Genomic DNA, 26776 nt, shown 5'->3' with positions numbered 1-26776 from the left:
GATGACTCCTCGGAAAGACCGGATTCCCAGGAGCCTTGTAGGGGCCAGCAGAGGGGAAGCCAGGTCAGGTTTCGGAAAGCACCGGCATATGTTGAACTCGCCTAAGTTATTGATAAACCTGCTGTATCGGGCTTCGGCGTAGTCCAGCGAAGTTCGGTGCTGGAGTCATGGTGAAATGAAAAAAGCCGGGCATGCGCCCGGCTTCCCGGCTCGGGCCCGCAGGGCCCGCAACCCTCTCAGCGCAGCAGCGTCACGCCGGTCTTGGACTGCACCTCGTCGAAGCCCACGTCCGGCGCCAGTTCCACCACCTTCAGGCCCTGGGGGGTGACGTCGAACACGCCCAGGTCGGTGATGATGCGGTCCACCACGCCCACGCCGGTCAGCGGCAGCGTGCACTGGGGCAGGATCTTCAGGTCGGTCGTGCCGTCCTTCTTGCGGGCCACGTGCTCCATGAGCACGATCACGCGGCCCACGCCGGCCACGAGATCCATGGCGCCGCCCATGCCCTTGACCATCTTGCCGGGGATCATCCAGTTGGCCAGGTCGCCGCGCTCGCTGACCTGCATGGCCCCCAGGATGGACAGGTTGATCTTGCCGCCGCGGATCATGGCGAACGACTGGTCGGAGCCGAAGATGGACGAGCCGGGGATGGTCGTCACCGTCTGCTTGCCGGCGTTGATGAGGTCGGCGTCCACCTGGTCCTCGGTGGGGAACGCGCCGATGCCCAGCATGCCGTTCTCGGACTGCAGCCACACTTCCTTGTCGCCCGTGTGGTTGGCCACCAGCGTGGGAATGCCGATGCCGAGGTTCACGTAGAAGCCGTCCTGCAGCTCTTGCGCCGCGCGTGCGGCCATCTGGTCTTGGGTCCAAGGCATGGTTCAGGCTCCTGCTTTTTCGGTGATCGTGCGCTTCTCGATGCGCTTCTCGGGCGTAGGGTTGTGCACGATGCGGTGCACGTAGATGCCCGGCAGGTGGATCTCGTCGGGCTGGAGCTGGCCCAGCTCCACGACCTCCTCCACTTCCACGATGCAGACCTTGCCGCAGGTGGCGGCGGCGGGGTTGAAGTTGCGCGCCGTCAGGCGGAACTGCAGGTTGCCGGAGGTGTCGGCGCGCCAGGCCTTGACCAGCGACACGTCGGCCACGATGGAGCGCTCCATCACGTAGGTCTGGCCGTCGAACTCGCGCAGCTCCTTGCCTTCGGCCACCTGCGTGCCCACGCCGGTCTTGGTGAAGAAGGCGGGGATGCCGGCGCCGCCCGCGCGCATCTTCTCGGCCAGGGTGCCCTGGGGCGTGAACTCCAGCTCCAGCTCGCCTGCGAGGTACTGGCGCTCGAACTCCTTGTTCTCGCCCACGTAGCTGGCGATCATCTTCTTGATCTGGCGCGTCTCCAGCAGCTTGCCCAGGCCGAAGCCGTCGACGCCCGCGTTGTTCGACGCGATGGTCAGGTCCTTGACGCCGCTGTCGCGCAGCGCCTCGATCAAGGCCTCGGGGATGCCGCACAGGCCGAAGCCGCCGACGGCCATGAGCTGGCCGTCGGCGACCACGCCCTTGAGCGCCTCGGCCGCGGAGGGATAGAGCTTTTTCACTGCGTGTCTCCTGGTTTGGGGGTATTGAATGCGCTACGATACTACGTACCCCCTTAAGTAGTTTTCCCTAAATAGTTGTACCCATGGACGTTGCCGACTACCGCCTGGCCTTCGAGATGGCTCCCGTGGGACTGGTGATCTCGCGCAACCGCACCATGGTGGACTGCAACCGCCACGTGTGCGAGATGTTCGGCGCCTCGCGCGAGCTGCTCATTGGCCAGTCCTTCCGCATCCTCTACCCCACGGCCGACGAGTACGAGCGCCTGGGCAAGCGCATGGAGCCCATCCTGAACGCCAAGGGCCACTACGCCGACAACCGCATCATGAAGCGGGCGAGCGGCGAGATCTTCTGGTGCCACGTGTCGGGCCGCGCGCTCAACCGCGAAGACCCGCACTCCTCGGGCATCTGGAGCTTCGAGGACCTGAGCGCCCAGCGCCCCGTGCGCGCCGAGCTCACCGCGCGCGAGCGCGAGGTGGCCGCGCGCCTGCTGGACGGCATGACCTCCAAGGAAATCGGCCGCGCGCTGGACATCAGCCACCGCACGGTGGAGATCTACCGCGCGCGCCTGATGCGCAAGTACAACGCCTCCACGGCGGCCGACCTGGTGCAGAAGCTCATGGCTGGTTGAGAAACGAGAGCTGCCTGCGCTTGCCAGGCAAGGGTTTCAGGGTGAAATCACCTTCAAACCCTTGTACAGCAAGCGCGAGCAGCTATCGTTTTCAGTGCAGCTTGAGCCGCCCCGAGACACGCTGCTGCAGCAGCCGCGCCAGCGCCAGCACCGCCGTCTTGCCCAGCCCGAGGATGGCGCGGTGGTGGTTCAGGTGCAGCGAGATGTACATCCACTTGGCGATCAGCCCCTCGACGAAGAAGTTGCGCCCGGCCAGGCCCCCCATCAGGTTGCCCACGCCCTTGTTCTCGCCCAGCGAGACGAGCGAGCCGAAGTCGCGGTACCGGAACGGCTCGGCCACCTCGCGCTCGTTCAGCAGCGCGACCAGCACGCGCGCCAGGTAGTCCGCCTGCTGGTGCGCGGCCTGCGCGCGCGCCGGCACCGTGCGGCCGTCCACCCACGGGCAGGCGGCGCAGTCGCCCAACGCCAGCACGCCGGGGGCGGAGGTGTGCAGCCGCTCGTCCACCACGAACTGGTTGAGGCGGTTGACCTCCAGCCCCAGCGTGGCGTTCATGTCGGCCGCCTTGATGCCGGCGGCCCAGACCACCATGTCGGCCTGGATCTCGCCCGCGGAGATGACCAGCACGCCCGGGCGCAGCTCCAGCACGCGCGTGGCCGTCATCACCCGCACCTGCTTGCGGCGCAGCGCCACGGCGGCCTGGCTGGAGATGCGCTCGGGCAGGCCGCCCAGGATGCGCTCGCCCGCCTCCACCAGCGTCACGTCCAGGCGGAAGCGCTGGCTGCTGCCCAGGCTCTCCAGCAGCTCGGCATGGGCTTCGAGCAGCTCGGCCGACAGTTCCACCCCCGTGGCGCCCGCGCCCACGATGGCGATGGACAAGGCGCGCGCCTCGGAGAAGGAGGCCCGTGCGCAGGCGCTCAGCCAGTCGGCGTGGAAGCGCTGCGCGTCGCGCACGTTCTCCAGCAGGTAGGCGTGCTCGATACCCGGCGTGCCGAAGGCGTTGGAGCCGCTGCCCAGCGCCAGCACCAGGCGCGTGTAGCTCAGCGTGCGCGCGGGCACCACCTCCTCGCCGCGCGCGTTGTGCAGGGCCGCCAGGGCGAGCGTCCTGCGCCCGGCATCCAGCCCCGCCAGCTCGCCCATGGCGAAGCTGAAGTGGTTGCGTCGCGCCAGCACCGTGTACGAAAGTCCCTCCTGATGCACATCAAGCGTGCCGGCCGCCACTTCGTGCAAGGTCGGCTTCCAGATATGGAACGCGAACCGGTCCACCAGCAGCACGCGCTCGCGCCCCTGGCGCGGCCCGAGCTGGCGCCCCAGCCGCGCCGCCAGTTCCAGCCCGCCCGCGCCGCCGCCCACGATCACGATGTCGAAATGCATGCGCCCATCCTTTCCTTGCATGCAGTGTAGAAGGCAGCGGCTATGGCGGCGTTGCAGAAATTCAATGGCTTTTGTCTTGCCCTCAACATAGTAAATGGCAATAATTTTCTACAAATAAATAGTTGTTATCTATTTATCGCCACTGAAAGAAGGAGTACGACCATGACCCACCGCCTCACCACCGCAGCCGGCGCGCCCGTCGCCAACAACCAGGACTCGCTCACCGCCGGCCCGCGCGGCCCCATGCTGCTGCAGGACCTGTGGCACCTGGAGAAGCTCGCCCACTTCCACCGCGAGGTGATCCCCGAGCGCCGCATGCACGCCAAGGGCTCGGGCGCCTACGGCACCTTCACCGTCACCGGCGACATCACGCGCTACACCCGCGCCAAGGTGTTCTCCGATGTCGGCAAGCAGACCGATCTGTTCGTGCGCTTTTCCACGGTAGCGGGCGAGCGCGGCGCGGCCGATGCCGAGCGCGACATCCGCGGCTTCGCCGTGAAGATGTACACCGAGGAAGGCAACTGGGACCTCGTGGGCAACAACACGCCCGTGTTCTTCTTCCGAGACCCGCTCAAGTTCCCCGACCTGAACAAGGCCGTCAAGCGCGACCCCTACACCAACCTGCGCAGCCCCGAGAGCAACTGGGACTTCTGGACCGGCCTGCCCGAGGCGCTGCACCAGGTCACCATCGTGATGAGCGACCGCGGCATCCCGCGCGGCTACCGCCACATGCACGGCTTCGGCTCGCACACCTACAGCCTCATCAACCAGGCCGGCGAGCGCCACTACGTGAAGTTCCACTGGGTCTGCCAGCAGCGCATCGAGAACCTCTCCGACGCCGATGCCGCCCAAGTGGTCGCAAGCGACCGCGAAAGCAGCCAGCGCGACCTGCTCGAAGCCATCGACCGCGGCGACTTCCCGAAGTGGAAGCTGTGCGTGCAGATCATGACCGAGGAGCAGGCGCAGACCTACCGCTTCCACCCCTTCGACCTGACCAAGGTGTGGAGCAAGAAGGACTACCCGCTCATCGAAGTCGGCGTGATGGAGCTCAACCGCAACCCCGACAACTACTACGCCGAGGTCGAGCAGGCCTCGTTCGCGCCGAGCAACCTGGTGCCCGGCATCGGCCCCTCGCCCGACCGCATGCTGCAGTCGCGCCTGTTCTCGTACTCCGACGCCGCGCGCTACCGCCTGGGCGTGAACCACCACCAGATCCCGGTGAACGCGCCGCGCTGCCCCGTGGCCCACTACCACCGCGACGGCGCCATGCGCGTGGACGGCAACTTCGGCCGCACCATCGCCTACGAGCCCAACACCAAGGGCGAGTGGCAGGAGCAGCCGCAGTACGCCGAGCCCATCGAGAAGCTCTACGGCGACGCCAGCCGCTGGAACTACCGCGAGGACGACGCCGACTACTTCACCCAGCCCGGCGACCTGTTCCGCCTGATGACGCCCGAGAAGCAGCAGCTGCTGTTCGAGAACACCGCGCGCGCCATCGCGGGCGTCTCGCAGCACATCGTGGACAAGCACATCGCGCACTGCACCCAGGCCGATCCGGCCTACGGCGCGGGCGTGAAGGCCGCCATCGAGGCGCAACGCGCAGGCAAGCTGTAAACGCGGCAGCCGGGGGCGCTCAGCGCTCCCCGTCCTGGCCGCTACCGGCCCAGAAAAGCTGCCCGGTCCCGACCGGCACCGCAACGTGATCGAGCGGCGCCAGGCAGCCGTCATGGCCTATGCGCAAGATGCTGAAGCCAGCCGGGCAGTCCTCGACGCCCGCGTCCGTGCGCCGCTGGCTGGCCTGCCGCAGGGCAGCCACCAGCAGCCGGCCGCCCTGCGCGATGGCGATGCAGCGCGCGTGCAGGCCGTGCAGCGGCGTGGTCTGTATCCGTACCGGCTCGCCCGTGCGCGCATCGAGCCGGAAGACCACGATGCTGTTTTCGCCACCCGCCCAGACCATGTGGGGCCCATCCGGCACCACGGCGTGCGAGCGGTTCACCGCATAGGCGAAGCGGCCGTTGGGATGCAGTTCCAGCGCACCGGCGAGCTGCGGGCGGTGGATGCGCTCCGGGTGCTGCAGCATGCCCACGGTGCAGGCCGGCTGCGCGGCGATACGGCCCTTGCAGACCTGGAACATGGCCAGCGCGTTCTGCCGCTCCAGCACGGCATACATCCAGGGCGCCGTGGGATGGAACGCGCAGTTGCGCGGACCGAAACCGAAGCCGCCCCGTGGCGAGACCACTTGCACGAGCCTCGCCTGATCCTGCTCGATGCGCAGCACGCGCAGCGATCCGGGATTCTCGGCACCCTCCGCCGTGGCATCGTCGCCGCGGCAGGTCAACAGCACCTCATCGCTGCCGGGGACGGGCAGGATCTGGTGCGGGAACCAGCCCACGAGATCCGCCCCTTCCCAATGGCCGATGCATCGGTCCACCCTGCCCTTCCCGTCCAGCGCATGCACGCTCAACGCGGCGGGCAGGTTGTAGGCGATGAGCAGCCGATGCCCTGCAAGATCGAGCGCCGCATGGATGGGCCGGTGCGGCAGCGCGATGGGCTCCATCAGCATGCGCATCGCCCCATCCACGGCGACCAGCGCCAGCCGGTGCCGGTCGCCCCGGCTGCCCACGCCGCCATTGCTGCAGGCCACGTACAGCAGCGCACGCGCGGGGTCGAGGCAGGCGTACTGCACGTTGCAGGGCATGGCCAGCGCGGCGATCTCGCGCATACGGCCGTCCGCATCCAGTGCGTAGCGGATCAGTCGGTCGCCGACTGCCGCGAAGAAGTATTCCTCACCCCCGGCCAACGATGGGGAAGTGCCCGCCACGAACGTCTCCTTGCAAAGATATGCCCAGCAATGATGGCGATACCCATCCCGCCTGCCAATCCGTTACGCATTGCGTAACACCCTGCCGCATGGCTACCATGCCTCCATGTCCACACGCCCGCTGCTCCAGCCAACCAGTGGCACACCGCCAGAACTGTCCCGCGACCACGTGCAGGCCGTGCACCGCGCCATGTGCATCCTCACCGCCTTCCACGGCGACGAGCAGTTCCTGCCGCTGGCCGAGCTGGCCCGCCGCACCGGCATGCACAAGCCCACGGCGCTGCGGCTCGCTCGCACGCTGGCGCTCTCGCGCTTCCTGGTGCAGCGGGGGGACGGCGCGTGGCGGCTGGGCCCTTCCGCGGGCTGGATCGGCTCGCGCTACCAGGCCCAGTTCGACGTGGAATCGGCCATCGAGCCCATCCTGCGCCAGCTCTCCGCGCTCACCGGCGAAAGCGCCTCGTTCTACGTCTACGAAGGCAATTTGCGCAGCTGCCTCATGCGCTGCGACGGCCCCACCGCACGGCCCGACCATCCCCGCTCCGGCGAGCTCCTGCCGCTGGAACTGGGCGCACCCGGCCGCGTGATCCTCGCGGCCCTCGGCCAGCCCGGCGACATGTACGAACGCATCCGCCGCCGCGGCTACCACTACGCGCGCGCCGAGCGGGCCACCGGCGCGGCCAGCGTGGCGGCGGCCGTGCGCGGGGCACAGGGCATGGTGCTGGGCGCCATCAGCACCTCCGGCCCCGTGGAGCGGCTGACCATCGCCTTGCTGCGCCGCCACGCGCCGCACACCGTGGCCGCAGCGCGGCAGCTGGGCACGGCGCTCGGCGGCATGCCGGCCACGGCGCTGCGCGCCACCTGGCACCCTTGACCTCCTCGCCATCACGCATTGCGTAACGCATTGCGATGGCCGGCGGCGCAGGTTTCCAATGCGCCCCATGACCCAGAACCCGCCCCGCCAGCAGCTCGGCCCCGCGCCGAACGCCCGCAGCCACCTGCCGCCCCGCCTGCGCGGCATCCTCTCGCTGGGCGACCTCGAAGCCGCCGCCCGGCGCGTGCTGCCGCGCCCCATCTTCGGCTACCTGCAAGGCGGTGTGGAGGACAACGTCACGCTGCAGGCCAATGCCGCCGCCTTCCGCCAATGGCTGTTCCGCACCAACGTGCTGGTGGACGTCTCGCGCCGCGACCAGGCCACCACGCTCATGGGCACGGCCTACCGCGCGCCCTTCGGCATCGCGCCCATGGGCCTGTGCGCGCTCTTCGCCTTCGAGGGCGACCTGGCCCTGGCCCGCGCCGCCGAGGCCGCCGGCATTCCGTTCGTGCTGAGCGGCGCGTCGCTGACCCCCATGGAGCGGGTCGCGCAGGCCGCGCCCACCTGCGGCTGGTTCCAGGCCTACATTCCCGGCGAGCCCGCGCACATCGAGGGGCTGGTGCAGCGCGTCACGCAAGCAGGCTTTCGTACGCTGGTGGTGACGGTGGACACCGCCACGCTCGCCAACCGCGAGAACAACGTGCGCGTGCGGTTTTCCACGCCGCTGCGCCCCAGTCTGCGCCTGGCCTGGGACGGCCTGGTCCGCCCGCGCTGGCTGCTGGGCACTCTCGCCCAGACGCTGGTGAAGAACGGCATGCCCCACTTCGAGAACGCCGGCGCCGGCCGGGGCGTTCCCATCATCTCGCGCAGCGTGGTGCGCCAGTTCGGCCTGCGCGACCACCTGAACTGGGAACACCTCGCCCTCATCCGCCGCCTGTGGGCGGGCCGGCTCGTCGTCAAGGGGCTGATCTCGCCGGACGACGTACGGCGCACCGAGCAGGCCGGCGCCGACGGCGTGATCCTCTCCAACCACGGCGGCCGGCAGCTCGACGGCACGGCGCCGCCGCTGCGCACCGTGTCCGAAGCAGCTCGCATGAAGGGCAGCATGGCGCTCATGCTCGACAGCGGCGTGCGCCGCGGCACCGACGTGCTCAAGGCCCTGGCCCTGGGCGCGGACCACGTGTTCGTCGGCCGCCCCATGGCCTATGCCGCCGCGGTGGGCGGGCAGGCCGGCGTGGCCCACGCCATCGGCCTGCTGTACGACGAGATCCACCGCGACATGGCCCTGCTGGGCGTGTCCTCGCTGGCCGAGCTGAACGACGGCCACCTCATCCCCGCTTGAAGAAGGAGACTTCCATGCAAACCACCCTCACCCGGCGCGCCGCACTGGCGGCTACGCTCGCCACGGCATTCGGCCCGATGCCCAACGCACTGGCCCAGCCCGGCGGCTACCCCGCCCGGCCCGTCAAGGTCATCGTGCCCTTCGTGCCCGGCGGCAATGCCGACAGCACCGCGCGCATCTTCGCCGAGGCCTACGGCCAGCGCCTGGGCCAACCTTTCGTGATCGACAACCGCGGCGGGGCGGGCGGCATGATCGGCACCTCGCAGATGGTGCGCTCCGAGCCCGACGGCTACACCCTGCTCATGGGCACGACCGGGCCCATCGTCTCCAGCTGGCAGATGGCGGGCAAGGCGGCCACGTATGGCCTGAAGGACATGAAGCCCGTGGCCCTGCTCACGCTGGTGCCGGGCGTGCTGGTGGTCAATGCCGGCTCGGCCCTCAAGACCTGGCAGGACTTCGCGGCCCATGCCAGGGCCCGCCCGGGCGAGCTGCGGATCGGCCATCCGGGCAACGGCACGGCGGGCCACGTCAACATCCTGCAGATGCAGAAGGCGCTGGGCACGCAGTTCGTGATCGCCGGCTACAAGGGCGCCGGCCCTGCCGTGCAGGATCTGCTGGGCAACCAGCTCGACGCCGTCGCTACGGATCTGCCCTCGGCCCTGCAGTTGGTCAAGGGCGGCAAGCTGCGCGCGCTGGGCGTGGTTTTCCCGCAGCGGGTGCCTTCGCTTCCCGGCACACCCACCATGGCCGAGGCGGGGCAGCCCGAGGTGGACATCGCCCCCTTCACCGCCGTCATGGCGCCGCGCGCCGTGCCCCAGGCCGTGGTGGACAGGCTCATCGAGACCAACGACGCCGTGCTGGCCGACGCCGCCACGCGCAAGCGCGTGGAAGACATCGGCGGCGTACCGACCAGGATGGCAACGGCGGACTTCGAGAAGTTCCTGGCGCGCCAGGCCGAGACCTACGCCGGGCTCATCCAGTCGGGGCTGCTGACGGCGGAGTGAATCCTGCGTCAGCGCCCCTGCCCGCGCAGCAGCGCATCCAGGCGCGGGTACACGCGGCGCGCGTTCTGCTCGAAGAGCTTGTGCCGCTCGGCGTCGCAGACGCCCTGCACCGCATCCACGTAGCGGCGCGTGTCGTCGAAGTTGAAGCCGGTCTGGGGATCCACGCCCTTCACCGCGCCGAAGATCTCCGAGGCGAACAGCACGTTGTCCGCCGGGATCACCTTCAGCAGCAGGTCGATGCCCGGCTGGTGGTACACGCAGGTGTCGAAGAACACGTTGCGCAGCAGCTCCTCCATCGGCGGGCGGTTCAGTTGCTGCGCCAGCCCGCGGTAGCGGCCCCAGTGGTAGGGCACGGCGCCGCCGCCGTGCGGGATCACCAGGCGCAGCGTGGGGAAGTCCTTGAACAGATCCGACAGCACGAACTGCATGAACGCGGCCGTGTCGCCGTTCAGGTAGTGCGCACCCGTGTGGTGGAAGTTGGGGTTGCACGAGCAGCTCACGTGCACCATGCCGGGCACGTCCAGCTCCACCATCTTTTCGTAGAGCGGGTACCAGTAGCGGTCCGTCATCGGCGGGTCGGTCCAGTAGCCGTCCGAGGGATCGGGGTTGACGTTGCAGCCCACGAAGCCCAGTTCGTTCACGCAGCGCTCCAGCTCCGCGACGCATTGCGCCATGCCCGAGCGCGGCGACTGCGGCAGTTGGCACACGGCGGCGAATTCGTGCGGATAGAGGTGCGTCACGCGGTGGATCAGGTCGTTGCAGGCCTGCGTCCAGTGCCGGCTGGTCACCGCGTTGCCCACGTGGTGCGCCATGGCGCCGGCCGTGGGCGAGAAGATCGTCATGTCCACGCCGCGCAGGCGCTGCGTGGCGAGCTGGTTCGGCTCCAGGCTGGCGCGGATCTCGTCGTCGCTGATGCGCACGTCCGGGCTCAGTGCGGGCGCGCCCGGCTCCGCGAGCAGCGCCACCTGCCGCGCGCGGTAGTCGTTGAGCGCCTTGGGCGCCGTGGTGTAGTGGCCGTGGCAGTCGATGATCATGGACGGGCTCAGTTCAGTTCGATACCGGATTCGCGGATCACCTTGTCCCACTCGGCCGATTCCTTGCGCGTGCGCTCACCCAGTTCCTTGGCCGAGGTCACGTGCAGGTCCACGCCCTGGGCCTGCAGCCGGTCGTCGAACGCCTTGTCGGCGGCGAGCGCCGACAGCGCCTTGCCGAGCCGGGCGATGACCGGCGCGGGCGTGCCCGCCGGGGCGTAGAGGGCGTACCACGTCGTGTACTCGAAGCCGGGCACGCCGGCCTTGCTGATTAACAGAATGTCCTTGTACGCGGGCGACGGCGAGGGCCCGGTGACGCCCACCACGCGGATCGCGCCCTTGTCGATCATGCCCTTCATCGACGGCAGGCTGCTGAACATGGCCTGCACCTCGCCCGAGGCCAGGTCGGTCATGGCCTGCGACGTGCCCTTGTAGGGCACGTGCCGCGCCTCGATGCCCGCCGCGCGCTTGAACAGCTCGGCGCCCAGGTGCGCGAGGCCGCCCACGCCGGCCGAGGCGAAATTCACCGCGCCCGGATGCGCCTTGGCGTAGTCGGTCAGCTCCTTCACCGTACGCACGGGCAGCTTGCTCGATACCACCAGCACGTGCGGGCTGGTGGTCACCATGCCCACGGGGGCGAGCTGGGTGAGGATGTCCACGCGGTTCTTGGCCAGCAGCGGCTGGATCACCACGTTGCCCGATGCCGCGAACAGCAGCGTGTGCCCATCGGCCGGTGCGCGCGCCACGGTGTTGAGAGCGGGCACGCCGGCGCCGCCGCCCATGTTCTCCACCACCATGGACTGGCCCAGGTCCTTGCCCAGCGACTGCGCCATCTCGCGCGCGATCACGTCGGCCGGGCCGCCCGCGGCGAAGGGCACGATCACGCGGATGGGCTTGGCGGGGTAGGTGTCCGCCTGGGCCATGGCCTGCGGGGCGATCAAGGCTGCGCATGCGCACAGGGCTGCGCCGAATACGGCTCGCTTCATCATCACGGTTTGTCTCCTGAGGGCCCTCCACGTGGGGCCGCGGCGCGATGGTAGGAACGATGCGGCGCGCTGCGAAGCGCGTTACGGCAGGCGTAACGGGTCAGGGATGCCAGATCGAGCGCAGCGCCGCCACCGACACGCCGCCCAGCTTCCACGACAGTTGCGCCGCCGCGCGCACCACGTCGGGGGCGCAGGCCTGCAGCAACTCCTGCGTCAGCCGCTCGATGGGGCCGGAGATGCTTACCGAGCCCAGCACCGCGCGCTGCGCGCCCTGCACCGCCGCCGACACGCTGGCCGCGCCCGCGCTGCGCTCGCCACGCGTGATGCTATAGCCCTCGCGCCGGATGCGGTCGTAGACGGCGCCGCCCTCCCCCAGCGCGGCCAGGATCACGCGGCCCGCTGAGCCCCGCTCCAGCGGCAGCAGCTCGCCCGGACGCACGTGGCGGCGTATGCCGCGCGGCCCCTCGCAGCGCAGCAGGCAGCTGCGGATGTTGTCCTCGTAGACATGGAACGAGGCGCTCTCGCCCGTGGCGGCCGACAGCTCCATGAGCTGCGGCTCGATGATGGCGTTCACGTCGAACTGCGCCTGGTAGCGCGCCCCGAGCGCACCCGCGCTCGGCCCCAGCCGCCACGCGCCGTCGGCGCGCTGCACCAGGAAGCCCTCGGCCGCCAGCGTGCGCGCCAGGCGCAGCACCGTGGGCTTGTGCATGCCGGTGCGCCGCGCCAGCTCGGCCAGCGGCACGAAGGCCTCGTCGCCCGAAAACGCCTTGAGCACCGCTAGCGCCCGCGCCACGGATTGCACCTGCTCCAGGGTGCCCGGCATGGCTCAGTGCAGCGAAAGGCCCGGCGCGTCCATCGCGGCGCGCAGGATGCGGCCGTGCGTGGAGTCGGTCACGTAGAGCGTGCGCCGGTCGGCCCCGCCGAAGGCCAGGTTGGTGGTGGAACTGCCCGGCACGCCACGCAGCACCTGCACCGGCTCCGCGCGGCCGTTGAGCACCCAGACGTAGCCCAGGCCCGGGTTGGCGACGAGCACGCGGCCCTCGGCATCCACCGCCAGCCCGTCCGGGCCGCTGGGGCCGTAGGACGTGAAGAACTGGCTCACCTTGGCCACGCTGCCGTCGGGCAGCAGCGGCACGCGCCACACGCAGTTGCCGCGCGTGACGGCCAGGTACAGCACGCGCTCGTCGGGCGACAGCGCTACGCCGTTGGGGCTGGGCACGTTGGCCAGCAGCAGGTCGAGCTGGCCGTTGGGCCGCAGGCGATACAGGCGCCCGCTCGGCTCGTGCAGGCCGCTCTGCCCCTGATCGGTGAAATACAGATTGCCCTGACTGTCGAAGATCAGGTCGTTCACGCCCTTGAAACGCTCGCTGTTGCGGCGCTGCAGGTACGGCGTGACCTTACCCGTCGCCACATCCAGGCGCATCAAACCGTTCTTGTAGTCGGTGATGAGCAGCGTGCCGGCATCCAGGAACTTCATGCCGTTGGGCTCGCCGTCGTACTCGGCCACCAGCGTCCACACGCCCTGCGGGTCGATGCGGAAGATGCGCCCCCAGGGGATGTCGGTCACGTAGAGGTTGCCGGCCTCGTCGAACACCGGCCCTTCGAGGAACGAATCGGCCACCGCGCCGCCGCGGTTGGCATCGGCCCAGTCGCTGCGCTCGCGGCGGCGCAGCGCTTCGGGCATGGACGTGAACAGCTCCAGTTCACGGACCTGGGGGGCTTGCAGCAGAAACATGGCGGATTCCTTTTCAAAAACCGTAGAGGCGCGCCGGGTTGTCCACGAGGATGCGGTCCATCGCCGCGTCCGTGCCAGCCCAGGCTTGCAGCAGATCCACGAGGTCGGCATCGTTCACCGTGCCCGGCGCCTCCGTGGTATGCGGCCAGTCGCTGCCCCACACCAGCCGCTCGGGCGCGGCCTGCACCAACGCGCGGCCCAGCGGCAGCGTATCGGCATAGCTGGGGCCGTGCACCGTGGAGCGCATGTACGCACCCGAGAGCTTGACCCAGGTGTTGCCACCATCCAGCAGCCGGCGCAGCGCGCCATAGGCTGCGGCGGCCGGCCCCTCGGCCGGGTCGATGCGGCCCAGATGGTCCACGACCAGCGGCACGGGCAGCGCGGCGAGCACGCCTGCCAAAGCCACGATCTGCTCCGGGTGCATGAAGACCTGGATGTGCCAGCCTTCCAGCCGCGCCACCTTGCGGGCCAAGGTGGTCAGCATGTCGGGCGTGGTTTCGCCCCACGACTGCGGCGTGACGAAATTCACGCGCAGGCCGCGCACGCGGCGCGCGTGCAGGCGATCCAGCTCCGCATCGCCCACGCCGTGCGTCACCACGGCCACGCCGCGCGCACTGTCGCCGAACTGGTCGAGCGCATCGAGCGTGCAGGCGTTGTCCGTGCCGTAGGTCGAGGGCGTCACCACCACCGTGCGCTGCGTGCCCAGGCGCTGCTGCAGCAGCCGGTAGGCGGCCACGGGCGCATCGGGCGGCGTGCGCTTCCAGTGCGGCGACGGGGCGAAGCGCGTGTCGAAGATGTGCATGTGGCTGTCGCACGCCAGCGGCGGCAGCGTGCGCGCGGGCCGGTTCAGGCCCACGGAATGCGGCACGGGGGTGGAGAGCGGAGGCATGGCGCTCAGTCCAATTTAATGTGGCCCTTGCGCACCACCTCGCCCCACTTCGCGTCTTCCTTCTTGAGGAAGGCGGCGAACTCGGCCGGCGTGGAGCCGATGGGCTGCGCGCCCAGGTCGGCCAGGCGCTGCTTCACCTCGTCCTCCTGCAACACCTCGACCAAGGCCTTCTGCAATTGCGCGGCAATGGGCGCGGGCGTGCCTGCGGGCACGAACATGCCGTTCCACTCATACGCCTCGTAGCCGGGAATCGCGGCCTCGGCCACCGTGGGCACGTCGGGCAGGCGCTTGGAGCGCTCGGGCGCCGACACGGCCAGTGCGCGCAGCTTGCCCGATGCCACCAGCGGGTACGACGCGGCGATGGTGCTGAACATGAAGTCCACCTGCCCGCCCATGGTGTCGGCGATGGCCGGGCCGCCGCTCTTGTAGGGCACGTGCACCATGTCCAGGCCGAGCTTCTGGCGGAACAGCTCGGAGGCCAGGCGCTGCACCGTGCCGCTGCCGCCCGAGGCGAAGTTGAGCTTGCCCGGCTCGGCCTTGGCCTTGGCGATCAGCTCGCCGACGTTCTTGAACGGCGAGTTGGCCGGCACGATCAGCATGTTGGGTGCCAGCAGCACCAGCGACAGCGGCTGCAGCGCATCTGCCGCGTACGGCATCTTGGGGAAAAGATGCGGGTTGATCGAGTACGGCGTGGCGTCGTAGAGCATGGTGTAGCCGTCGGCCTGCGCCTTCGCCACGTAGCTCGCGCCGATGGTGCCGCTGGCGCCAGCCTTGTTGTCCACGATCACGCTGCCGCCCAGCCTGGTGCCCATGCGGCTGGCGATCACGCGGGCCACGGCATCGGCCGCGCCGCCCGGTGCATAGGGCACGACGATGGTGATGGGGCGCTCGGGGAACGCGGCGTGCGCGGCCAGGGTGACACAGGCGCAGGCGGCCAGCAAGTATTTCTTGAGGGATTTCATGGAGTCTCCGGATAAAAAAAGGAATAAGGGGCCGTCACTGCTTGTCGATGCCGACCTTGGCCGCCACGGCCTCCCACAGTTGGGCATCGGCCTTGAGCTTGTCGGCGAAGGCCTTGCCGCTCACCACGCCGGGCACCGCGCCCAGGTCGTCGGCGAACGACTGCACGTCGGCGCTGGCCATGGCGGTGGCGATTTCCTTGCGCAGCTTCTCCAGCACCGGCTCGGGCGTGCCCTTGGCGGCCCACAAGCCCGTGAAGTTGACGACCTTGTAGTCCGGCGCGCCCGCCTGCGCGAAGGTGGGCACGTCGGGCAGCGCCTTCAGGCGCTGGTCGCCGCTCACGGCCAGCAGGCGCACCTTGCCGCCGCGCACCTGGCCCATCACGCCGGGGGTGGAGGCGATCTGGAAATCGATGGTGCCGCTCAGCAGCGCCAGCGTGGCCTCGCCCGCGCCCTTGAACGGCACGTGCGTGGCCTTCAGGCCGCTGGCGCCTTCCAGCGCCACGGTGGCGAAGTGCGGCATGGTGCCCGCGCCGCCGGTGCCGTAGTTGAGCTTGCCCGGGTTGGCCTGCGAGTACGCCACCATGTCGCCCAGTGTCTTGAACGGCGAGTTGGCGGCCACCACCACCGCCGTGGGCGCGAAGTTGAAGCCGGCCACGGGCACCAGGTCGTGCGCGTAGTCCCACGGCAGCTTCTTGAAGACCTGCGGCAGGATGGAGTACGTGGTGTCGTTGGCCATGAGCGTGTAGCCGTCGCCCGGCGCGCGCGCCACCTGCGTGGCGCCGATGGTGCCGGTGGCGCCGGCCTTGTTCTCCACGTAGAAGCTCTGGCCCGTCTGCTCGGTGAGCTTTTGCGCGATGCGGCGCGTCACCTGGTCCACCGCGCCGCCGGGCGGGTACGGCACGACGATCTTGACGGGCTTGTCCGGGTAGGTTTGCGCCTGGGCACCTGCAGCGACACACGCCAGCGCCAGGGCGGCGCACAAGGGGAAATGCATGCGGTTCATGGAATCCGTCTCCTTTCCGGGTTTCAGTCGGCTTTGAGGTCGAGCTCCCGCGCGATGCGGGTGTAGGTAACTGCCTCTCGGCGCACCTGCTCGGCGAACGGCGCGCCGCACAGCGACGCGGCCTCCAGGCCCAGACCGCGCAGCTTGTCCGCCGTGACCTGGCTCTTGGCGAAGGCCGCCGCTGCGCTTTCGAGCGCTTGCACGATGGAAGTCGGCACCCCCGCCGGGGTCAGCACGCCGTACCACGCATCGGCGGAGAAATCGCCGCCGCCGGCCTCGGCGAAGGTGGGCACCTGCGGCAGCAGCGCCGAGCGCTTGGGCGACGCCACGGCCAGCGCCGTGAGCTTGCCGCCCTCGACCTGCGGCAGCACCGAGCCCAGCGTGGCGAACGAGCTGTCGAGCTGCCTGCCCATGAGGTCGTTGACGACAGGCGCCGCGCCCTTGTAGGGCACGTGGTTGAGCTTGAGGCCGTTGGCGCGCGCGAACAGCTCGGTGGCGAAGTGGCCCGAGCTACCCACGCCAGGCGTGCCCGCCGTCACGCGGCCGGGCTCTGCGCGCGCCTTGGCGACGTAGGCGGCCAGCGTGCGCGCCTGCATCGCCGGGCCCACGACCAGCACCGTGGGGCTGGTGGCCACCGTGCACACGGGCTGGAAGGACTTCACCGCGTCGAACTTCACGCGGTCGCCGTAGAGCGCCGGGATCATCGTGTGGTTGGTGGCGCCGAACAGCAGCGTGTAGCCGTCGGCCGGCGCCGTGGCCACGGCCTGCGCGGCCAGGATGGTGTTGGCGCCGGGCTTGTTCTCCACCACGAAGGGCTGGCCGAGCGCGCGGCTCGCGTGGTCGGCGAAGGCGCGGGCCACCACGTCGGTGGGGCCGCCGGCGGCGAAGCCCACCACCAGCTTGACCGGCTTGGAGGGATACGCCTGCGCGAAGCAGGCGCCGGACGCTACCAATACGGTAGCTGCCAGCGCTTGCCCCACAAGCGCTAGAGGCCGATTTGGCTTGAACATGATGAGTCTCCTTCAATCCATGCGGATGCCGCTCGTGCGGATCACGGCGGCCCACTTGGCGGTTTCGGATTGCACGAAGGACTTGAACTCCTGCGCGCTCGATCCCACGCCCTGCACGCCCAGTTCGGCGAAGCGCTTCTTCATCTCGGGGCCGGCGACGATGGCGCGGCTCTCGGTCTCCAGGCGCTGCAGGATGGGCTGCGGCGTGCCGGCGGGCGCGAACAGGCCGTTCCACTCGTTGACCTGGAAGCCCTTCAGGCCCGACTCGGCCACCGTGGGCACCTGCTCCCAGCCCGGCGTGCGCTGGGCCGAGCTGATGGCCAGCGCGCGCAGCTTGCCGCTCTTGACGAACGGGCCGCTGGCCGTGGTGGCGCTGAACATCAGGTCCACCTGTCCGCCGATCAGGTCGGTGAGCGCGGGCGCGCCGCCGCGGTAGGGGATGTGTGTCATCGACACCTTGGCGCCCTGCTTGAACAGTTCGCCCGCCAAGTGCTGCGCGCCACCGTTGCCGGCCGATGCGTAGGTCAGCCGCCCCGGCTTGGCCTTGGCGGCCTGCACCACGTCGTCCACGGTCTTGAACGGCGAGGCGGCGGGCACCACCAGCAGCAGCGGCGCCTGCATGACGAGCGAGATGGGCGCGAAGTCCTTGGCCGCGTCGAACGGTAGCTTGGCGAACAGGCTGGGGTTGACGGTGAAGGCCGTCGCGTCCAGCAGCAGCGTGTAGCCATCCGCCGGTGCCTTGGCGACGGCCGCCGCGCCGATGGTGCCGCTGCCGCCGGGGCGGTTGTCCACCACCACCTGCTGGCCCAGCCGATCCGAGAGCTGTGTGGCCAAGAGGCGCGCGGTGTTGTCGGCGTTGCCGCCGGCCGGGTACGGCACGACGAGCTTGATGGGACGCTCGGGCCAGTTCTGCGCCTGTGCCGGCAGGCCGATTGCTACCAAAAAAATAGCTGCCAGCGCTTGGCTGGCAAGCGCTAGACGCCTTTTTTTATTGAATTGCACGTTTGTCTCCTTGGGAATCACGGCAGTCAGCGGTTCAGCACCGCCAGCGCGTTGCGCGCCGCGCCCAGGCCCATGTTCACGTAGGCGTCGCTCGTCACGCCGCCGATGTGCGGGCTGAGGATGAAGCCTGGCTGGTGCTGGAACGGGTGGCCGGCGGTCATGGGCTCGACGGCGAAGCTGTCCAGCCCTGCCATGCGCACCTGGCCGCTCTGCACGGCGGCGAGCAGCGCCGCCTCGTCGATCAGGCCGCCGCGCGCGGTGTTCACCACGATCACGCCCTGCTTGCAGCGCGCGAGCGTGTCGGCATTGAGCAAACCGCGGTTGTCATCGGTCAGCGGGCAGTGCAGCGAAACCGCATCGCTCTCGCGCCAGATCGTTTCCAGATCGGCGAGCTGCACGAAGTCCGGCAGGTTCTTGGCGAACGGATCGAAGCCCAGCACGCGCATGCCCAGCGCATCCACCATCTTCGCGAAGCGCAGGCCGATGGCGCCCAGGCCGATGAGGCCGATGGTGCGTCCGCCCAGCTCCAGGCTCTTGTGCGTGGCCTTGTCCCAGTGGCCGGCGTGCATGCGCTCGTTGAGCTGCGGCACCGACTTGGCGCAGGCCAGCAGCAGCGCCAGCGCCTGCTCGGCCACGGCGGCGGCGTTGGCGCCCACGGCGGCCACCACCTCGATGCCGCGCACCTGGGCCGCCACCTTGTCGATGGTGTCCGTGCCGCTGCCGTGCTTGGAGATGACCTTGAGCGCGGGCGCCGCGTCCATGGCCGCCGCGCCCACCTTGCTGTAGCGCACGATGATGGCCACGGGGTTGTGCTGGCGGCACAGGGCGACGATGTCGTCTTCCGTGGGCGTCTTGCCCGCGTAGACGATGTCGTAGTCGGTCAGCAGCGCAAGTGCCTGCGGCGCGAGGTCGGCCGCCGTGATGAGGATGGCGGGGCGGCTCACAGGGCTTCCCCTTCTTTCAGCACGCCGGCGGCGCGCAGCGCGGCGGGCAGCCACTTGGAGGCCGTGTCGCCGCGTGCGATGGCTTCGATGCGCGCGGCCTCGTCGGCCACCTTCTTCACGGCCAGGGCCATCATCGCGGGCGCCTTGGCGCGCTCGATCACCACCACTCCGTCGGCATCGCCCACCACGAGGTCGCCGGGGTTCACCACCGTGCCGCCGCAGGAGATGGGATGGTTGATGCGGCCGGGCACGAACTTGGTCGGGCCGGCCGGGTTGAAGCCCGCGCTGAACACGGGGAAGTCCAGCTCCAGCAGTTCCAGCTTGTCGCGGATGGCGCCGTCCACGATCACGCCGCCCAGGCGCAGCTTCTTGCAGGCGCTCATCATCAGCGTGCCCATGAGGGCGGCGGTCTGGTCGCCCTTGCCGTCGATCACGAGGATGTCGCCCGGCTGCGCCAGCGCGATGGCCGCGTGGATCATCAGGTTGTCGCCGGGGCGCACCTCGACGGTGAACGCGGGGCCGGCGAGCTGCATGCGCTCGTGCACGGGCGCCACGCGGGCGTGCATGGTGCCGCGGCGGCCCGCCACGTCGGCGAGGATGGCGGCCTGGAAGCCGGCGGCCTGCTGGACGACTTCGGCGCTCACGCGCTGGATGTCACGGACGATTTCGGGGAGTTGGCTCATGGTGGTTCCTTGGGTGGAGAAGAGGGAGAAATTCAGTCGGCCTTGATGTTTCCGCCCTGGATCACCTTGGCCCATTTGGCGGAGTCGGCGCGCTGCAGGTCGCCGAGCTGCTTGGGCGTGCCGCCCGCGAGGGTGATGCCCAGCTTGCCGGCCAGTTCGGTGACGGCGGGGTCTTTCAGTGTCTTGGCGATCTCGGCGTTCAGCCGCTGCACGATGGCGGCCGGGGTCTTGGCGGGCGCGAACACGGCGTGCCACTGCTCGACCACGAAGTCCTTGAAGCCCGACTCGCCCATCGTGGGCACCTGGGGCAGCGCCGGCAGGCGCTGGGCAGACGTGACGGCCAGCGCGCGCAGCTTGCCGGCCTGGATGTGCGGCAGCGCCGCGGCGGCGGGCGCGAACAGGAACTGCACCTGCCCGCCCAGCGTGTCCTGCAGCGCGGGCGTGTCGCCCTTGTAGGGCACGTGGATGAAGCGCGTGCCGGTCTGCTGCTGCAGCAGCTCGGCCTGCATCTGCAGGATGGTGCCGTTGCCGCCCGAGGCGTAGGCCAGCTGGCCCGGCTGCGCCTTGCCCGCAGCGACGAGGTCGGCCACGCTCTGGAACGGCTGGCCCACGGCCGTCACGAGGATGTGCGGGATCGTGCCGATCGTGATGACGGGCTCGAAGCCGGCGATGGGGTCGTAGGGCAGCTTGCCCATCAGGTGCGGCGCGATGGCCTGCGGCCCGATGGTGGTGCCCAGCAGCGTGAGGCCGTCGGGCTGGGCGCGTGCGACGAAGGCCGCGCCGATGGTGCCGGTGGCGCCGGGCTTGTTGTCCACGATCACGTTGGTGGCCAGGAGAGGGCCCAGGCGCTGGGCGATGTTGCGCCCCAGCACGTCGGTGCTGCCGCCGGCCGGGTACGGCACCACGTAGGTGATGACCTTGCCGGCGGGCCACTCCTGCGCGAGCGCGGGGCCGGCAGCGAGCGTGGCGCCTGCGGCGGCCAGGGTGGCCAGCACGCTGCGGCGCGTGGCGGAAAAATGCGGTGCGTTCATGGAATGCGTCTCCTGTCTGGGTTCAAAGAGGGGGAAAGCCGTAGAGCGCCTGCGGGTTGTCCACCAGCACGCGCTGCGGCGAAACGCCGGCCTGCCGCAGCCAGTCGTGCAGGCGGTCGATCTGCCGGGCGTCGTCGGGCATGGGCTGCACGCCGGCCGACGCGGTGGCGTGCGGCCAGTCGCTGCCCCACACCACGCGCCCGGGTGCGCAGCGCAGGTAGCTCACGGCGAGCGGGTCGAGCGCGGGGTCTTCCACCGTGTGGCGCGCGCTCACGATGTAGCCGCCCGAAAGCTTGATCCACGCGCGCCCGCGCTGCAGCAGTTCGCGCAGCAGCGCATGCGCCGCCTGCCCTGCCCCGCCGGGCGCAGACACGGGCGGAATACGCCCGAAGTGGTCGAACACCACTTGCACGGGCAGGCGCCGCAGCACGTCGCCGTGCGCCGCGAGCAGTTCGGGCGCCATCAGCAGTTGCAGGTGCCAGCCCAGCGGCGCGATGCAGCGCGCCAGCGGCTCCAGCAGGTCCGCAGTGCCCGATACGCCCAGCGACAGGTTCAGCCGCACGCCGCGCACGCCCAGCGTGTGCAGGCGGCGCAGCTCGGCCTCGCTCTCGGCGCCCGCGATCACGGCCACGCCGCGCGCCTGGGGGCCGAGCGCGGCCAGGCCGTCCAGCATGCAGCGGTTGTCGGTGCCGTAGGTGGAGGGCGTGACCAGCACCACGCGCGTAGTGCCGATGCGCCGCTGCAGCGCCTGGTAGTCGCGCGCAGAGGCATCGGGCGGCAGCAGCTTCGCGCCGGGGGCCGCGGGGTAGCGGCCGTCGTAGACGTGCACGTGGCAGTCGCAGGCACCGGCGGGCAGCGCGGCCTGTGGCCGCTGCCGGCCGGCGGAGAAAGGCACGGTCTCCATGGCCTTCTCGCGCGGTGGCGTCGATGCCGGTCAGTCCAGGCTGGCGCCCGAGTCCTTGACGATCTTGCTCCAGCGCGGCACTTCGGCGCGCAGCAGCTGGTCGAACTTCTGCGAGGTGCCGCCGAGCACGTCGCCGCCTTCGGAGCGCAGTTTTTCGGCCACGTCGGGCTGCTTCAGGGCCTCGTTGATGGCCTTGTTGAGCTGCTGCACGATGGCGTCGGGCGTGCCCGCGGGCGCCAGCACGCCGTACCAGGAGATGGCCTCGAAATCCTTGTAGCCCGACTCGGCCAGCGTGGGCGTGTCCGGCAGCTGGGCCGAGCGCTTGAGCGACGTGACGACGATGGGCCGCAGCTTGCCGTTGCGCACCTGCCCCAGCAGCGTGGGCACGGCGGACATGTACAGGTCGATATTGCCGCCCACCAGGTCCGTCATGGCCTGGGAAGCGCCCTTGTAGGGGATGTGGCGCAGCTTGATGCCGGCCGCGTTCTCGGCCTGCTCGCCCGCCAGGTGGGCCACGGTGCCGTTGCCCGAGTAGCCCAGCGTGATCCCGTCGGGCTTGGCCTTGGCGGCGGCCACGAGGTCGGCGAAGGTCTTGTAGGGCGTGTTGGCGGGCGCGGCCATCACGATGGGCGCGGACGACACCAGCGCCACCGGCACCAGGTCCTTGAGCGGGTCGTAGGGCAGCTTGGAATAGAGCGAGGGGTTGATCGCCAGGTTGCTGGTCTGGCCCATGACCAGCGTGTAGCCGTCGGGCGCGGCCTTGGCCGCCGCATCCACGCCCAGGTTGCCGCCCGCGCCGGGGCGGTTGTCCACGATCACGTTCCACTTGTTCGTGTCGGCCACCTTCTGCGCGACGGTGCGCGCGATCATGTCCGTGCCGCCGCCAGGCGGGAACGGAACGATCAGGCGGATCGGCTTGACGGGATAGGCGGCTTGCGCCAGTGCGCCGGTGGCGGCGGCCAGGCCGAGGGCGGCCGCGCACAGGGAGCGCGAGAACGTGCGGATGAGCATGGGTTGTCTCCTGGTGGGTGGTGAAGCGGATGCCGGGCATGCTTTCCGGCATTGGGGCGCGACTTTAGGCAAACGTTTCAACCCATACAATTGTGTTTCGCACAACGCAACGCATTGCGCCATGAGCAACCCTCCTGCCCCCCCGAAATCCGACGGCGGCGGCGTGACCGCCGTCACCCGCGCGCTGCAACTGCTGGAAGCCTTCGCCCTCGGCGAATCGCGCCTGTCGCTGGCCGAACTGAGCCGCCGCGCGGGCCTGCACAAGACCACGGTGCTGCGCCTGGCGCGCACGCTGGCGCAGTCGGGCTACATGGTCCAGCGAGAGGACGGCGACTGGCGCCTGGGCCCGGCCGCCGGCTGGCTGGGCGCGCGCTACCAGGCGGGCTTCGACGTGCAGAACGTGCTGGAGCCCGCGCTGCGCGAACTCACGCAGGCCAGCGGCGAGAGCGCGGCCTTCTACGTGCGCGAGGGCAATGTGCGCACCTGCCTCGTGCGCGTGGAAGGCCCGCAGGCGCTGCGCCACCACGCGCGCATGGGCGAGGGGCTGCCACTGGACAAGGGCTCGCCGGGCCGCGTGATCCTGGCGTTCTCGGGCGAGCCCGGCGCGATCTACGAGCAGATCCGCCAGAAGGGCTACCACTGGTCCATCGGCGAGCGCGAACAGGGCGTGGCCACCGTGTCGGCGCCCGTGTTCGGCATGCACTGGCGGCTGATGGGCTCGGTGTGCATCTCCGGCCCCGCCTCGCGCCTGCCGGCCGAGCGGCTCGAAGCGCTGGCGCAGACGGTGATCACGGCGGCCAACCGCCTGTCCTACGCGCTCGCGGGCAACGCGGCCGCACCCTCGCCCAGCCAGGTGCGGCCAACGCAGTGGCATCCATGAAACGCCCTGCGTGCGCGCGCTGCCTGCGCCCCGCCACGGCCTGCCTGTGCGCCGCCGTGCGGCCCGTGGCGCATGCGGTGCAGGTGCTGGTCCTCATGCACCCGCAGGAGGCAGGCCATGCCAAGAACACGGGGCGGCTGCTGCACCTGTGCCTGCCGGGCAGCCGGGTGATCGCGGGCGAGGCGTTCGATCCTGCCATGCTGGCGCAGCCCTGGCACGCGGCCGACCCGCCGCGCCACGCATTGCTGCTCTACCCGCCCACGCCGCCCGATGCGCAGCACCCCATGCACCCCGCACCCGCCCTGCCCCTCGAATGGCTGGCCGAGCCCGCGCGCCTGCGCCTGGTGGTGCTGGACGGCACCTGGCGCAAGAGCCGCCGCATGCTCTGGGCCAACCCCGCGCTGCAACGGCTGCCGCGCCTGGCGCTGGACGATGTGCCGCCTTCGCGCTATGCCATCCGCAAGGCGCATGCGGCGCACCAGCTCAGCACGCTGGAGGCCGTGGAGTGCGCGTTGCGCCGGCTCGAACCCGGCAATGCTGCCATCGCTGCGCTGGGGGAAGCGATGCAGGCGTTCATGGAGATGCAGCGGGGGTATTTCTTCAAAAACCATAGCTGCTAGCGCTTGCCTACTGGGGGCTGGATGGATATTTGGCTACTTAGTTGTTTTGATGTTGCTGGCCGGGACTCGCCCCGGCGGGCGACCTCCTTTTCTTGCTCGTGCAAGAAAAGGAGGCAAAAGAAGCACGCCCCAAGTCTGCGACCCCTTCGCTGCGCTGCGGGGCAACCTGTGTCGCAACGCTTGCGGGGTGCGCCGCAGAACTCACTGCGCGCCTGCGGCGCTCCGTTCAAACAACCGCGGCGAGTCAGTTCACGAAGCATGGGCGCTTCGACGCCCATGCACACCCCGCAAGCATTGCGCCCCAGGCGCATACAGAAGGGGTGGGGACGACACGGGCCATCGCTGCGCTCGGCCCCCAACGCGCAGGCGCTACGCGCCGCGAAGGCCAGGCCAAGCGCAGCGATGGCCCGGATCGTCCCCCACCCCTGTGGCTGCGCCTGCGGCGAGGGGCTTGCGGGGTGGCATGGGCGTCGCAGCGCCCATGCTTCGTTGTCTGGCTCGCCGTGGTTGTTTGAACGGAGCGCCGCAGGCGCGCAGTGAGTTCCACGGCGCACCCCGCAAGCCCCTCGCCGCAGGTTTGCCCCGTAGCGCAGCGAAGGGGTCGCAGACTTGGGGCGTGCTTCTTTTGCCTCCTTTTCTTGCACGAGCAAGAAAAGGAGGTCGCCCGCCGGGGCGAGTCCCGGCCAGCAACATCAAAACAACTAGCCAAGACTCAAAAAGAATAGCTGCCCGCGCTTTTCACATAAGCGCTACAGCCCATTTCCACCCCTACACCCCGCAAAGGCATCCAGCACAGGCCGGTAGGTAGGCGACCGCACATCCAGCACACCCAGCACCGTGTGGTAGAGATGGTCGTGCGTCAACGCCGCATCGCCCCCCGCGCGCAGGCAGGCGGCAGACAAGCCCTCGCGGCGCGCGAGCGATGCGTCCAGCCACGCCACCATGGGCACGTGCTTTTGCACATCGGGCGCCACGCTGTAAGGCATGCCGTGCAGGAACAGCCCGTACTCGCCCAGCGACTCGCCGTGGTCGCTCAGGTACAGCAGGCCCGTGTCGTAGCGCGCCGACTGGGCGCGCAGCCAGTCGATGGTGCGCCCCAGGAAGGCGTCGGTGGCGGCAATGGAGTTGTCATAGGCGTTGACCAGCTCGCCATGCGCGCAGTTGGCCAGCACCTCGGTGCGGCACTCGGGCAGGAAGCGCTTGGTCTGCGCGGTGGAGCGCTTGTAGTACGCCGGCCCGTGGCTACCCATCTGGTGCAGCACCAGCAGCACACCCCGCGCACGCTGCTCGGCAGGCAAGACAGCCAGGCGCTCGTCCAGGCCGTGCAGCATCGCCTCGTCGCCGCATTCGCCGCCCGGGCACAGGGCGGCACGCGCCTCGCGCGGCAGGCCCTCGGAGGCGAAGGCGTTCGGCACGCGGTCGCACACGCCCTTGCAGCCGGACTGGTTGTCCAGCCAGAGCACGGCCAGGCCGGCGGCCTGCACCACGTCCAGCAGGTTCTCGGTATCGTCCTTGCGCGACTCGAACGCCTCCTTGCCCAGCGGCGAGAACATGCACGGCACCGACGCCAGCGTGCTGGTGCCGCACGAGCGCACGTTTCGCCAGCTCAGCACGTCGCGCGCCGCCAGCGCGGGCGTGGTGTCGCGGCCGTAGCCGTTGAGGCCGAAGTGGTCGGCCCGCGCCGTCTCGCCCACCACCAGCACGAACAGCAGCGGCCGCGCGCCGGCCGCATGCGTGGCGCCCAGCGCCGCACCCTGCGCCATGGGCAGCAGCACGCGGTTGCGCGCCAAGGCAGGCCGCACGGCGGCGGCGGCCGTGGAATACAGGCTGGCCAGCGGGTTCATGAGGTAGCGCAGCTGGGGGTGGTTGCGCATCAGCGGCGCCAGGTCGCGCGCGGTGGCCGCCACCGTGCCCGCCGCCATGGCCAGCGCCAGCACCAGCAGCCCCGCGTTGCGCCCCGCCTGGCGCAGCGGCCGCATGGCGGGGATGCGCAGGCGCAGCAGCCACCAGGTGGGCAGCAGCATCACGGCCGCCACGGACACCAGCATGCGCGGGCCGATCAGGTCCGCCGCCTCGCGCATGTCGGTCTGGAGCACGCTGGCGGCCATGCCGGGGTCCATCACCACGCCGTAGGTCAGCATGTAGTGCTGCGCCAGCGCAGCCACCAGCGCCACCAGCCACCAGAGCAGCTTCATTCCGCGCGTCCAGGCAGTGAACGCCAGGATGGCCGCCATGCCGCAGGCGACCAGCACCGCCAGGGCCGCGCTGGTGCGCAGCACGGCACCCGGCCCACCGCCGATGCGCGCCACCTGCAGCCACAGCGGCCAGTTGGCCGCGAGCACCAGGTACAGCGACAGGCGCAGCACCGCCTGCTGGGCCGACAGCGGCGCGGCCATCCAGCCGTCGATGCGGCGCAGGCAGGCCTGCAGCGGCTGGATCAGCCTGTGGTGCGCGGAGAAGGGGGAGGCGTTGGCGGGAGCGGCGGCGAAACGGAGCATCGCGCCATCGTCTTTTCCGGCG

Annotated in this window: 26 protein-coding genes; 7 read left to right on the top strand and 19 right to left on the bottom strand. The window is 70.0% G+C overall.

What is annotated here, in order from left to right; genetic code table 11:
• Positions 1 to 236: 236 nt before the first annotated feature.
• Both AVS7_RS23085 and AVS7_RS23080 read right to left on the bottom strand, forming a co-directional pair.
• A complete protein-coding gene (locus AVS7_RS23085) occupies positions 237 to 875 on the bottom strand; it encodes a 3-oxoacid CoA-transferase subunit B (RefSeq protein WP_024002166.1) in 639 nt (212 codons plus the stop codon).
• Between the two features lie 3 nt (positions 876 to 878).
• Positions 879 to 1586 (bottom strand): CoA transferase subunit A, encoded by a 708-nt coding sequence (locus AVS7_RS23080; RefSeq protein ID WP_020230316.1) that lies wholly within the window; start codon positions 1584 to 1586, stop codon positions 879 to 881.
• 83 nt (positions 1587 to 1669) lie between these two features.
• On the opposite strand from AVS7_RS23080, the gene AVS7_RS23075 reads away from it, so the two are divergent.
• A complete protein-coding gene (locus AVS7_RS23075) occupies positions 1670 to 2215 on the top strand; it encodes a PAS and helix-turn-helix domain-containing protein (RefSeq protein ID WP_020230315.1) in 546 nt (181 codons plus the stop codon).
• Positions 2216 to 2306: 91 nt separating this feature from the next.
• On the opposite strand, the gene AVS7_RS23070 is transcribed toward AVS7_RS23075, so the two are convergent.
• The gene (locus tag AVS7_RS23070; RefSeq protein ID WP_020230314.1) at positions 2307 to 3587 is read right to left on the bottom strand and encodes an NAD(P)/FAD-dependent oxidoreductase; all 1281 of its coding nucleotides are present in this window, start codon (positions 3585 to 3587) and stop codon (positions 2307 to 2309) included.
• 162 nt (positions 3588 to 3749) lie between these two features.
• Here AVS7_RS23070 and AVS7_RS23065 point away from each other — a divergent pair, with 162 nt between their 5' ends.
• A complete protein-coding gene (locus tag AVS7_RS23065) occupies positions 3750 to 5201 on the top strand; it encodes a catalase (protein WP_020230313.1) in 1452 nt (483 codons plus the stop codon).
• Between the two features lie 19 nt (positions 5202 to 5220).
• Here the strand turns inward: AVS7_RS23065 and AVS7_RS23060 are convergent, their stop codons facing one another.
• A complete protein-coding gene (locus AVS7_RS23060; RefSeq protein ID WP_024002165.1) occupies positions 5221 to 6408 on the bottom strand; it encodes a beta-propeller fold lactonase family protein in 1188 nt (395 codons plus the stop codon).
• 106 nt (positions 6409 to 6514) lie between these two features.
• Between AVS7_RS23060 and AVS7_RS23055 the strand changes: the two genes are divergently transcribed.
• The 3 genes from AVS7_RS23055 to AVS7_RS23045 are packed head-to-tail and all read left to right on the top strand — an operon-like array spanning position 6515 to position 9565.
• Positions 6515 to 7279, top strand: coding sequence for an IclR family transcriptional regulator (locus AVS7_RS23055; RefSeq protein ID WP_020230311.1), 765 nt, complete (start codon positions 6515 to 6517; stop codon positions 7277 to 7279).
• A 58-nt stretch (positions 7280 to 7337) separates the two neighbouring features.
• Positions 7338 to 8561, top strand: coding sequence for an alpha-hydroxy acid oxidase (locus AVS7_RS23050; RefSeq protein ID WP_024002163.1), 1224 nt, complete (start codon positions 7338 to 7340; stop codon positions 8559 to 8561).
• A 14-nt stretch (positions 8562 to 8575) separates the two neighbouring features.
• A complete protein-coding gene (locus AVS7_RS23045; RefSeq protein WP_020230309.1) occupies positions 8576 to 9565 on the top strand; it encodes a tripartite tricarboxylate transporter substrate binding protein in 990 nt (329 codons plus the stop codon).
• Between the two features lie 8 nt (positions 9566 to 9573).
• Here AVS7_RS23045 and AVS7_RS23040 read toward each other — a convergent pair whose 3' ends face one another.
• From AVS7_RS23040 to AVS7_RS22975, 14 genes are all read right to left on the bottom strand, one after another.
• Positions 9574 to 10599: an amidohydrolase family protein gene (locus AVS7_RS23040; RefSeq protein WP_020230308.1), complete on the bottom strand. Its 1026-nt coding sequence runs from the start codon at positions 10597 to 10599 to the stop codon at positions 9574 to 9576.
• An 8-nt stretch (positions 10600 to 10607) separates the two neighbouring features.
• Positions 10608 to 11582 (bottom strand): tripartite tricarboxylate transporter substrate binding protein, encoded by a 975-nt coding sequence (locus AVS7_RS23035; RefSeq protein ID WP_034691490.1) that lies wholly within the window; start codon positions 11580 to 11582, stop codon positions 10608 to 10610.
• Between the two features lie 100 nt (positions 11583 to 11682).
• Positions 11683 to 12405, bottom strand: coding sequence for an IclR family transcriptional regulator (locus tag AVS7_RS23030; RefSeq protein WP_020230306.1), 723 nt, complete (start codon positions 12403 to 12405; stop codon positions 11683 to 11685).
• 3 nt (positions 12406 to 12408) lie between these two features.
• Positions 12409 to 13317: an SMP-30/gluconolactonase/LRE family protein gene (locus tag AVS7_RS23025; protein ID WP_020230305.1), complete on the bottom strand. Its 909-nt coding sequence runs from the start codon at positions 13315 to 13317 to the stop codon at positions 12409 to 12411.
• Positions 13318 to 13330: 13 nt separating this feature from the next.
• Positions 13331 to 14206, bottom strand: a complete 876-nt coding sequence (locus tag AVS7_RS23020; protein WP_020230304.1) for an amidohydrolase — start codon at positions 14204 to 14206, stop codon at positions 13331 to 13333.
• A 5-nt stretch (positions 14207 to 14211) separates the two neighbouring features.
• Positions 14212 to 15168: a tripartite tricarboxylate transporter substrate binding protein gene (locus AVS7_RS23015; RefSeq protein WP_020230303.1), complete on the bottom strand. Its 957-nt coding sequence runs from the start codon at positions 15166 to 15168 to the stop codon at positions 14212 to 14214.
• A gap of 34 nt (positions 15169 to 15202) precedes the next feature.
• The gene (locus tag AVS7_RS23010) at positions 15203 to 16171 is read right to left on the bottom strand and encodes a tripartite tricarboxylate transporter substrate binding protein (protein WP_020230302.1); all 969 of its coding nucleotides are present in this window, start codon (positions 16169 to 16171) and stop codon (positions 15203 to 15205) included.
• A gap of 23 nt (positions 16172 to 16194) precedes the next feature.
• Complete coding sequence (locus tag AVS7_RS23005) at positions 16195 to 17181, bottom strand: tripartite tricarboxylate transporter substrate binding protein (RefSeq protein WP_024002161.1); 987 nt, start codon at positions 17179 to 17181, stop codon at positions 16195 to 16197.
• Positions 17182 to 17193: 12 nt separating this feature from the next.
• Positions 17194 to 18183: a tripartite tricarboxylate transporter substrate binding protein gene (locus AVS7_RS23000; RefSeq protein ID WP_024002160.1), complete on the bottom strand. Its 990-nt coding sequence runs from the start codon at positions 18181 to 18183 to the stop codon at positions 17194 to 17196.
• Between the two features lie 26 nt (positions 18184 to 18209).
• Positions 18210 to 19127, bottom strand: a complete 918-nt coding sequence (locus tag AVS7_RS22995; RefSeq protein WP_020230299.1) for an NAD(P)-dependent oxidoreductase — start codon at positions 19125 to 19127, stop codon at positions 18210 to 18212.
• Complete coding sequence (locus tag AVS7_RS22990; RefSeq protein ID WP_020230298.1) at positions 19124 to 19810, bottom strand: diguanylate cyclase; 687 nt, start codon at positions 19808 to 19810, stop codon at positions 19124 to 19126. Before AVS7_RS22990 ends, AVS7_RS22995 begins: the two co-directional genes overlap by 4 nt.
• Positions 19811 to 19842: 32 nt before the next feature.
• Complete coding sequence (locus tag AVS7_RS22985; protein ID WP_020230297.1) at positions 19843 to 20841, bottom strand: tripartite tricarboxylate transporter substrate binding protein; 999 nt, start codon at positions 20839 to 20841, stop codon at positions 19843 to 19845.
• Between the two features lie 22 nt (positions 20842 to 20863).
• Positions 20864 to 21745 carry an amidohydrolase gene (locus tag AVS7_RS22980; RefSeq protein ID WP_020230296.1) on the bottom strand — a complete coding sequence of 294 codons (882 nt, stop codon included), beginning with the start codon at positions 21743 to 21745 and terminating at the stop codon, positions 20864 to 20866.
• A gap of 30 nt (positions 21746 to 21775) precedes the next feature.
• The gene (locus AVS7_RS22975; protein WP_020230295.1) at positions 21776 to 22756 is read right to left on the bottom strand and encodes a tripartite tricarboxylate transporter substrate binding protein; all 981 of its coding nucleotides are present in this window, start codon (positions 22754 to 22756) and stop codon (positions 21776 to 21778) included.
• A gap of 121 nt (positions 22757 to 22877) precedes the next feature.
• Between AVS7_RS22975 and AVS7_RS22970 the strand changes: the two genes are divergently transcribed.
• Together AVS7_RS22970 and AVS7_RS22965 are read left to right on the top strand one after the other, a co-directional pair.
• On the top strand, positions 22878 to 23636 hold the full coding sequence (locus AVS7_RS22970; RefSeq protein ID WP_020230294.1) for an IclR family transcriptional regulator: 759 nt from the start codon (positions 22878 to 22880) through the stop codon (positions 23634 to 23636).
• Entirely contained in the window at positions 23633 to 24256 is a 624-nt protein-coding gene (locus AVS7_RS22965; RefSeq protein WP_020230293.1) for a tRNA-uridine aminocarboxypropyltransferase, read from the top strand. The genes AVS7_RS22970 and AVS7_RS22965 overlap by 4 nt, the downstream gene beginning before the upstream one ends.
• A 749-nt stretch (positions 24257 to 25005) precedes the next feature.
• On the opposite strand, the gene AVS7_RS22960 is transcribed toward AVS7_RS22965, so the two are convergent.
• A complete protein-coding gene (locus AVS7_RS22960) occupies positions 25006 to 26754 on the bottom strand; it encodes a phosphoethanolamine transferase (protein WP_020230292.1) in 1749 nt (582 codons plus the stop codon).
• Positions 26755 to 26776 lie beyond the last annotated feature (22 nt).

The sequence above is a fragment of the Acidovorax sp. MR-S7 genome, assembly GCF_000400995.2.
In the GTDB taxonomy this organism is placed as follows: domain Bacteria; phylum Pseudomonadota; class Gammaproteobacteria; order Burkholderiales; family Burkholderiaceae_C; genus MR-S7.
Note: the sequence above shows the minus strand (reverse complement) of the source record. Positions and strands in the feature narration are given on the sequence as shown.

Excerpts from the sequence above, each read along its gene's own strand:
- AVS7_RS23040 (WP_020230308.1), bottom strand. The coding sequence starts at position 10,599 with ATGATCATCGACTGCCACGGCCACTACACCACGGCGCCCAAGGCGCTC.
- AVS7_RS22990 (WP_020230298.1), bottom strand. The coding sequence starts at position 19,810 with ATGAGCCAACTCCCCGAAATCGTCCGTGACATCCAGCGCGTGAGCGCC.
- AVS7_RS22985 (WP_020230297.1), bottom strand. The coding sequence starts at position 20,841 with ATGAACGCACCGCATTTTTCCGCCACGCGCCGCAGCGTGCTGGCCACC.
- AVS7_RS23070 (WP_020230314.1), bottom strand. The coding sequence starts at position 3,587 with ATGCATTTCGACATCGTGATCGTGGGCGGCGGCGCGGGCGGGCTGGAA.
- AVS7_RS23015 (WP_020230303.1), bottom strand. The coding sequence starts at position 15,168 with ATGAAATCCCTCAAGAAATACTTGCTGGCCGCCTGCGCCTGTGTCACC.
- AVS7_RS23085 (WP_024002166.1), bottom strand. The coding sequence starts at position 875 with ATGCCTTGGACCCAAGACCAGATGGCCGCACGCGCGGCGCAAGAGCTG.
- AVS7_RS23025 (WP_020230305.1), bottom strand. The coding sequence starts at position 13,317 with ATGTTTCTGCTGCAAGCCCCCCAGGTCCGTGAACTGGAGCTGTTCACG.
- AVS7_RS22975 (WP_020230295.1), bottom strand. The coding sequence starts at position 22,756 with ATGCTCATCCGCACGTTCTCGCGCTCCCTGTGCGCGGCCGCCCTCGGC.
- AVS7_RS22980 (WP_020230296.1), bottom strand. The coding sequence starts at position 21,745 with ATGGAGACCGTGCCTTTCTCCGCCGGCCGGCAGCGGCCACAGGCCGCG.
- AVS7_RS22965 (WP_020230293.1), top strand. The coding sequence starts at position 23,633 with ATGAAACGCCCTGCGTGCGCGCGCTGCCTGCGCCCCGCCACGGCCTGC.
- AVS7_RS23005 (WP_024002161.1), bottom strand. The coding sequence starts at position 17,181 with ATGTTCAAGCCAAATCGGCCTCTAGCGCTTGTGGGGCAAGCGCTGGCA.
- AVS7_RS23020 (WP_020230304.1), bottom strand. The coding sequence starts at position 14,206 with ATGCCTCCGCTCTCCACCCCCGTGCCGCATTCCGTGGGCCTGAACCGG.
- AVS7_RS23055 (WP_020230311.1), top strand. The coding sequence starts at position 6,515 with ATGTCCACACGCCCGCTGCTCCAGCCAACCAGTGGCACACCGCCAGAA.
- AVS7_RS23030 (WP_020230306.1), bottom strand. The coding sequence starts at position 12,405 with ATGCCGGGCACCCTGGAGCAGGTGCAATCCGTGGCGCGGGCGCTAGCG.
- AVS7_RS23045 (WP_020230309.1), top strand. The coding sequence starts at position 8,576 with ATGCAAACCACCCTCACCCGGCGCGCCGCACTGGCGGCTACGCTCGCC.
- AVS7_RS23050 (WP_024002163.1), top strand. The coding sequence starts at position 7,338 with ATGCGCCCCATGACCCAGAACCCGCCCCGCCAGCAGCTCGGCCCCGCG.
- AVS7_RS23075 (WP_020230315.1), top strand. The coding sequence starts at position 1,670 with ATGGACGTTGCCGACTACCGCCTGGCCTTCGAGATGGCTCCCGTGGGA.
- AVS7_RS23010 (WP_020230302.1), bottom strand. The coding sequence starts at position 16,171 with ATGAACCGCATGCATTTCCCCTTGTGCGCCGCCCTGGCGCTGGCGTGT.
- AVS7_RS23035 (WP_034691490.1), bottom strand. The coding sequence starts at position 11,582 with ATGAAGCGAGCCGTATTCGGCGCAGCCCTGTGCGCATGCGCAGCCTTG.
- AVS7_RS22970 (WP_020230294.1), top strand. The coding sequence starts at position 22,878 with ATGAGCAACCCTCCTGCCCCCCCGAAATCCGACGGCGGCGGCGTGACC.
- AVS7_RS22960 (WP_020230292.1), bottom strand. The coding sequence starts at position 26,754 with ATGCTCCGTTTCGCCGCCGCTCCCGCCAACGCCTCCCCCTTCTCCGCG.
- AVS7_RS23065 (WP_020230313.1), top strand. The coding sequence starts at position 3,750 with ATGACCCACCGCCTCACCACCGCAGCCGGCGCGCCCGTCGCCAACAAC.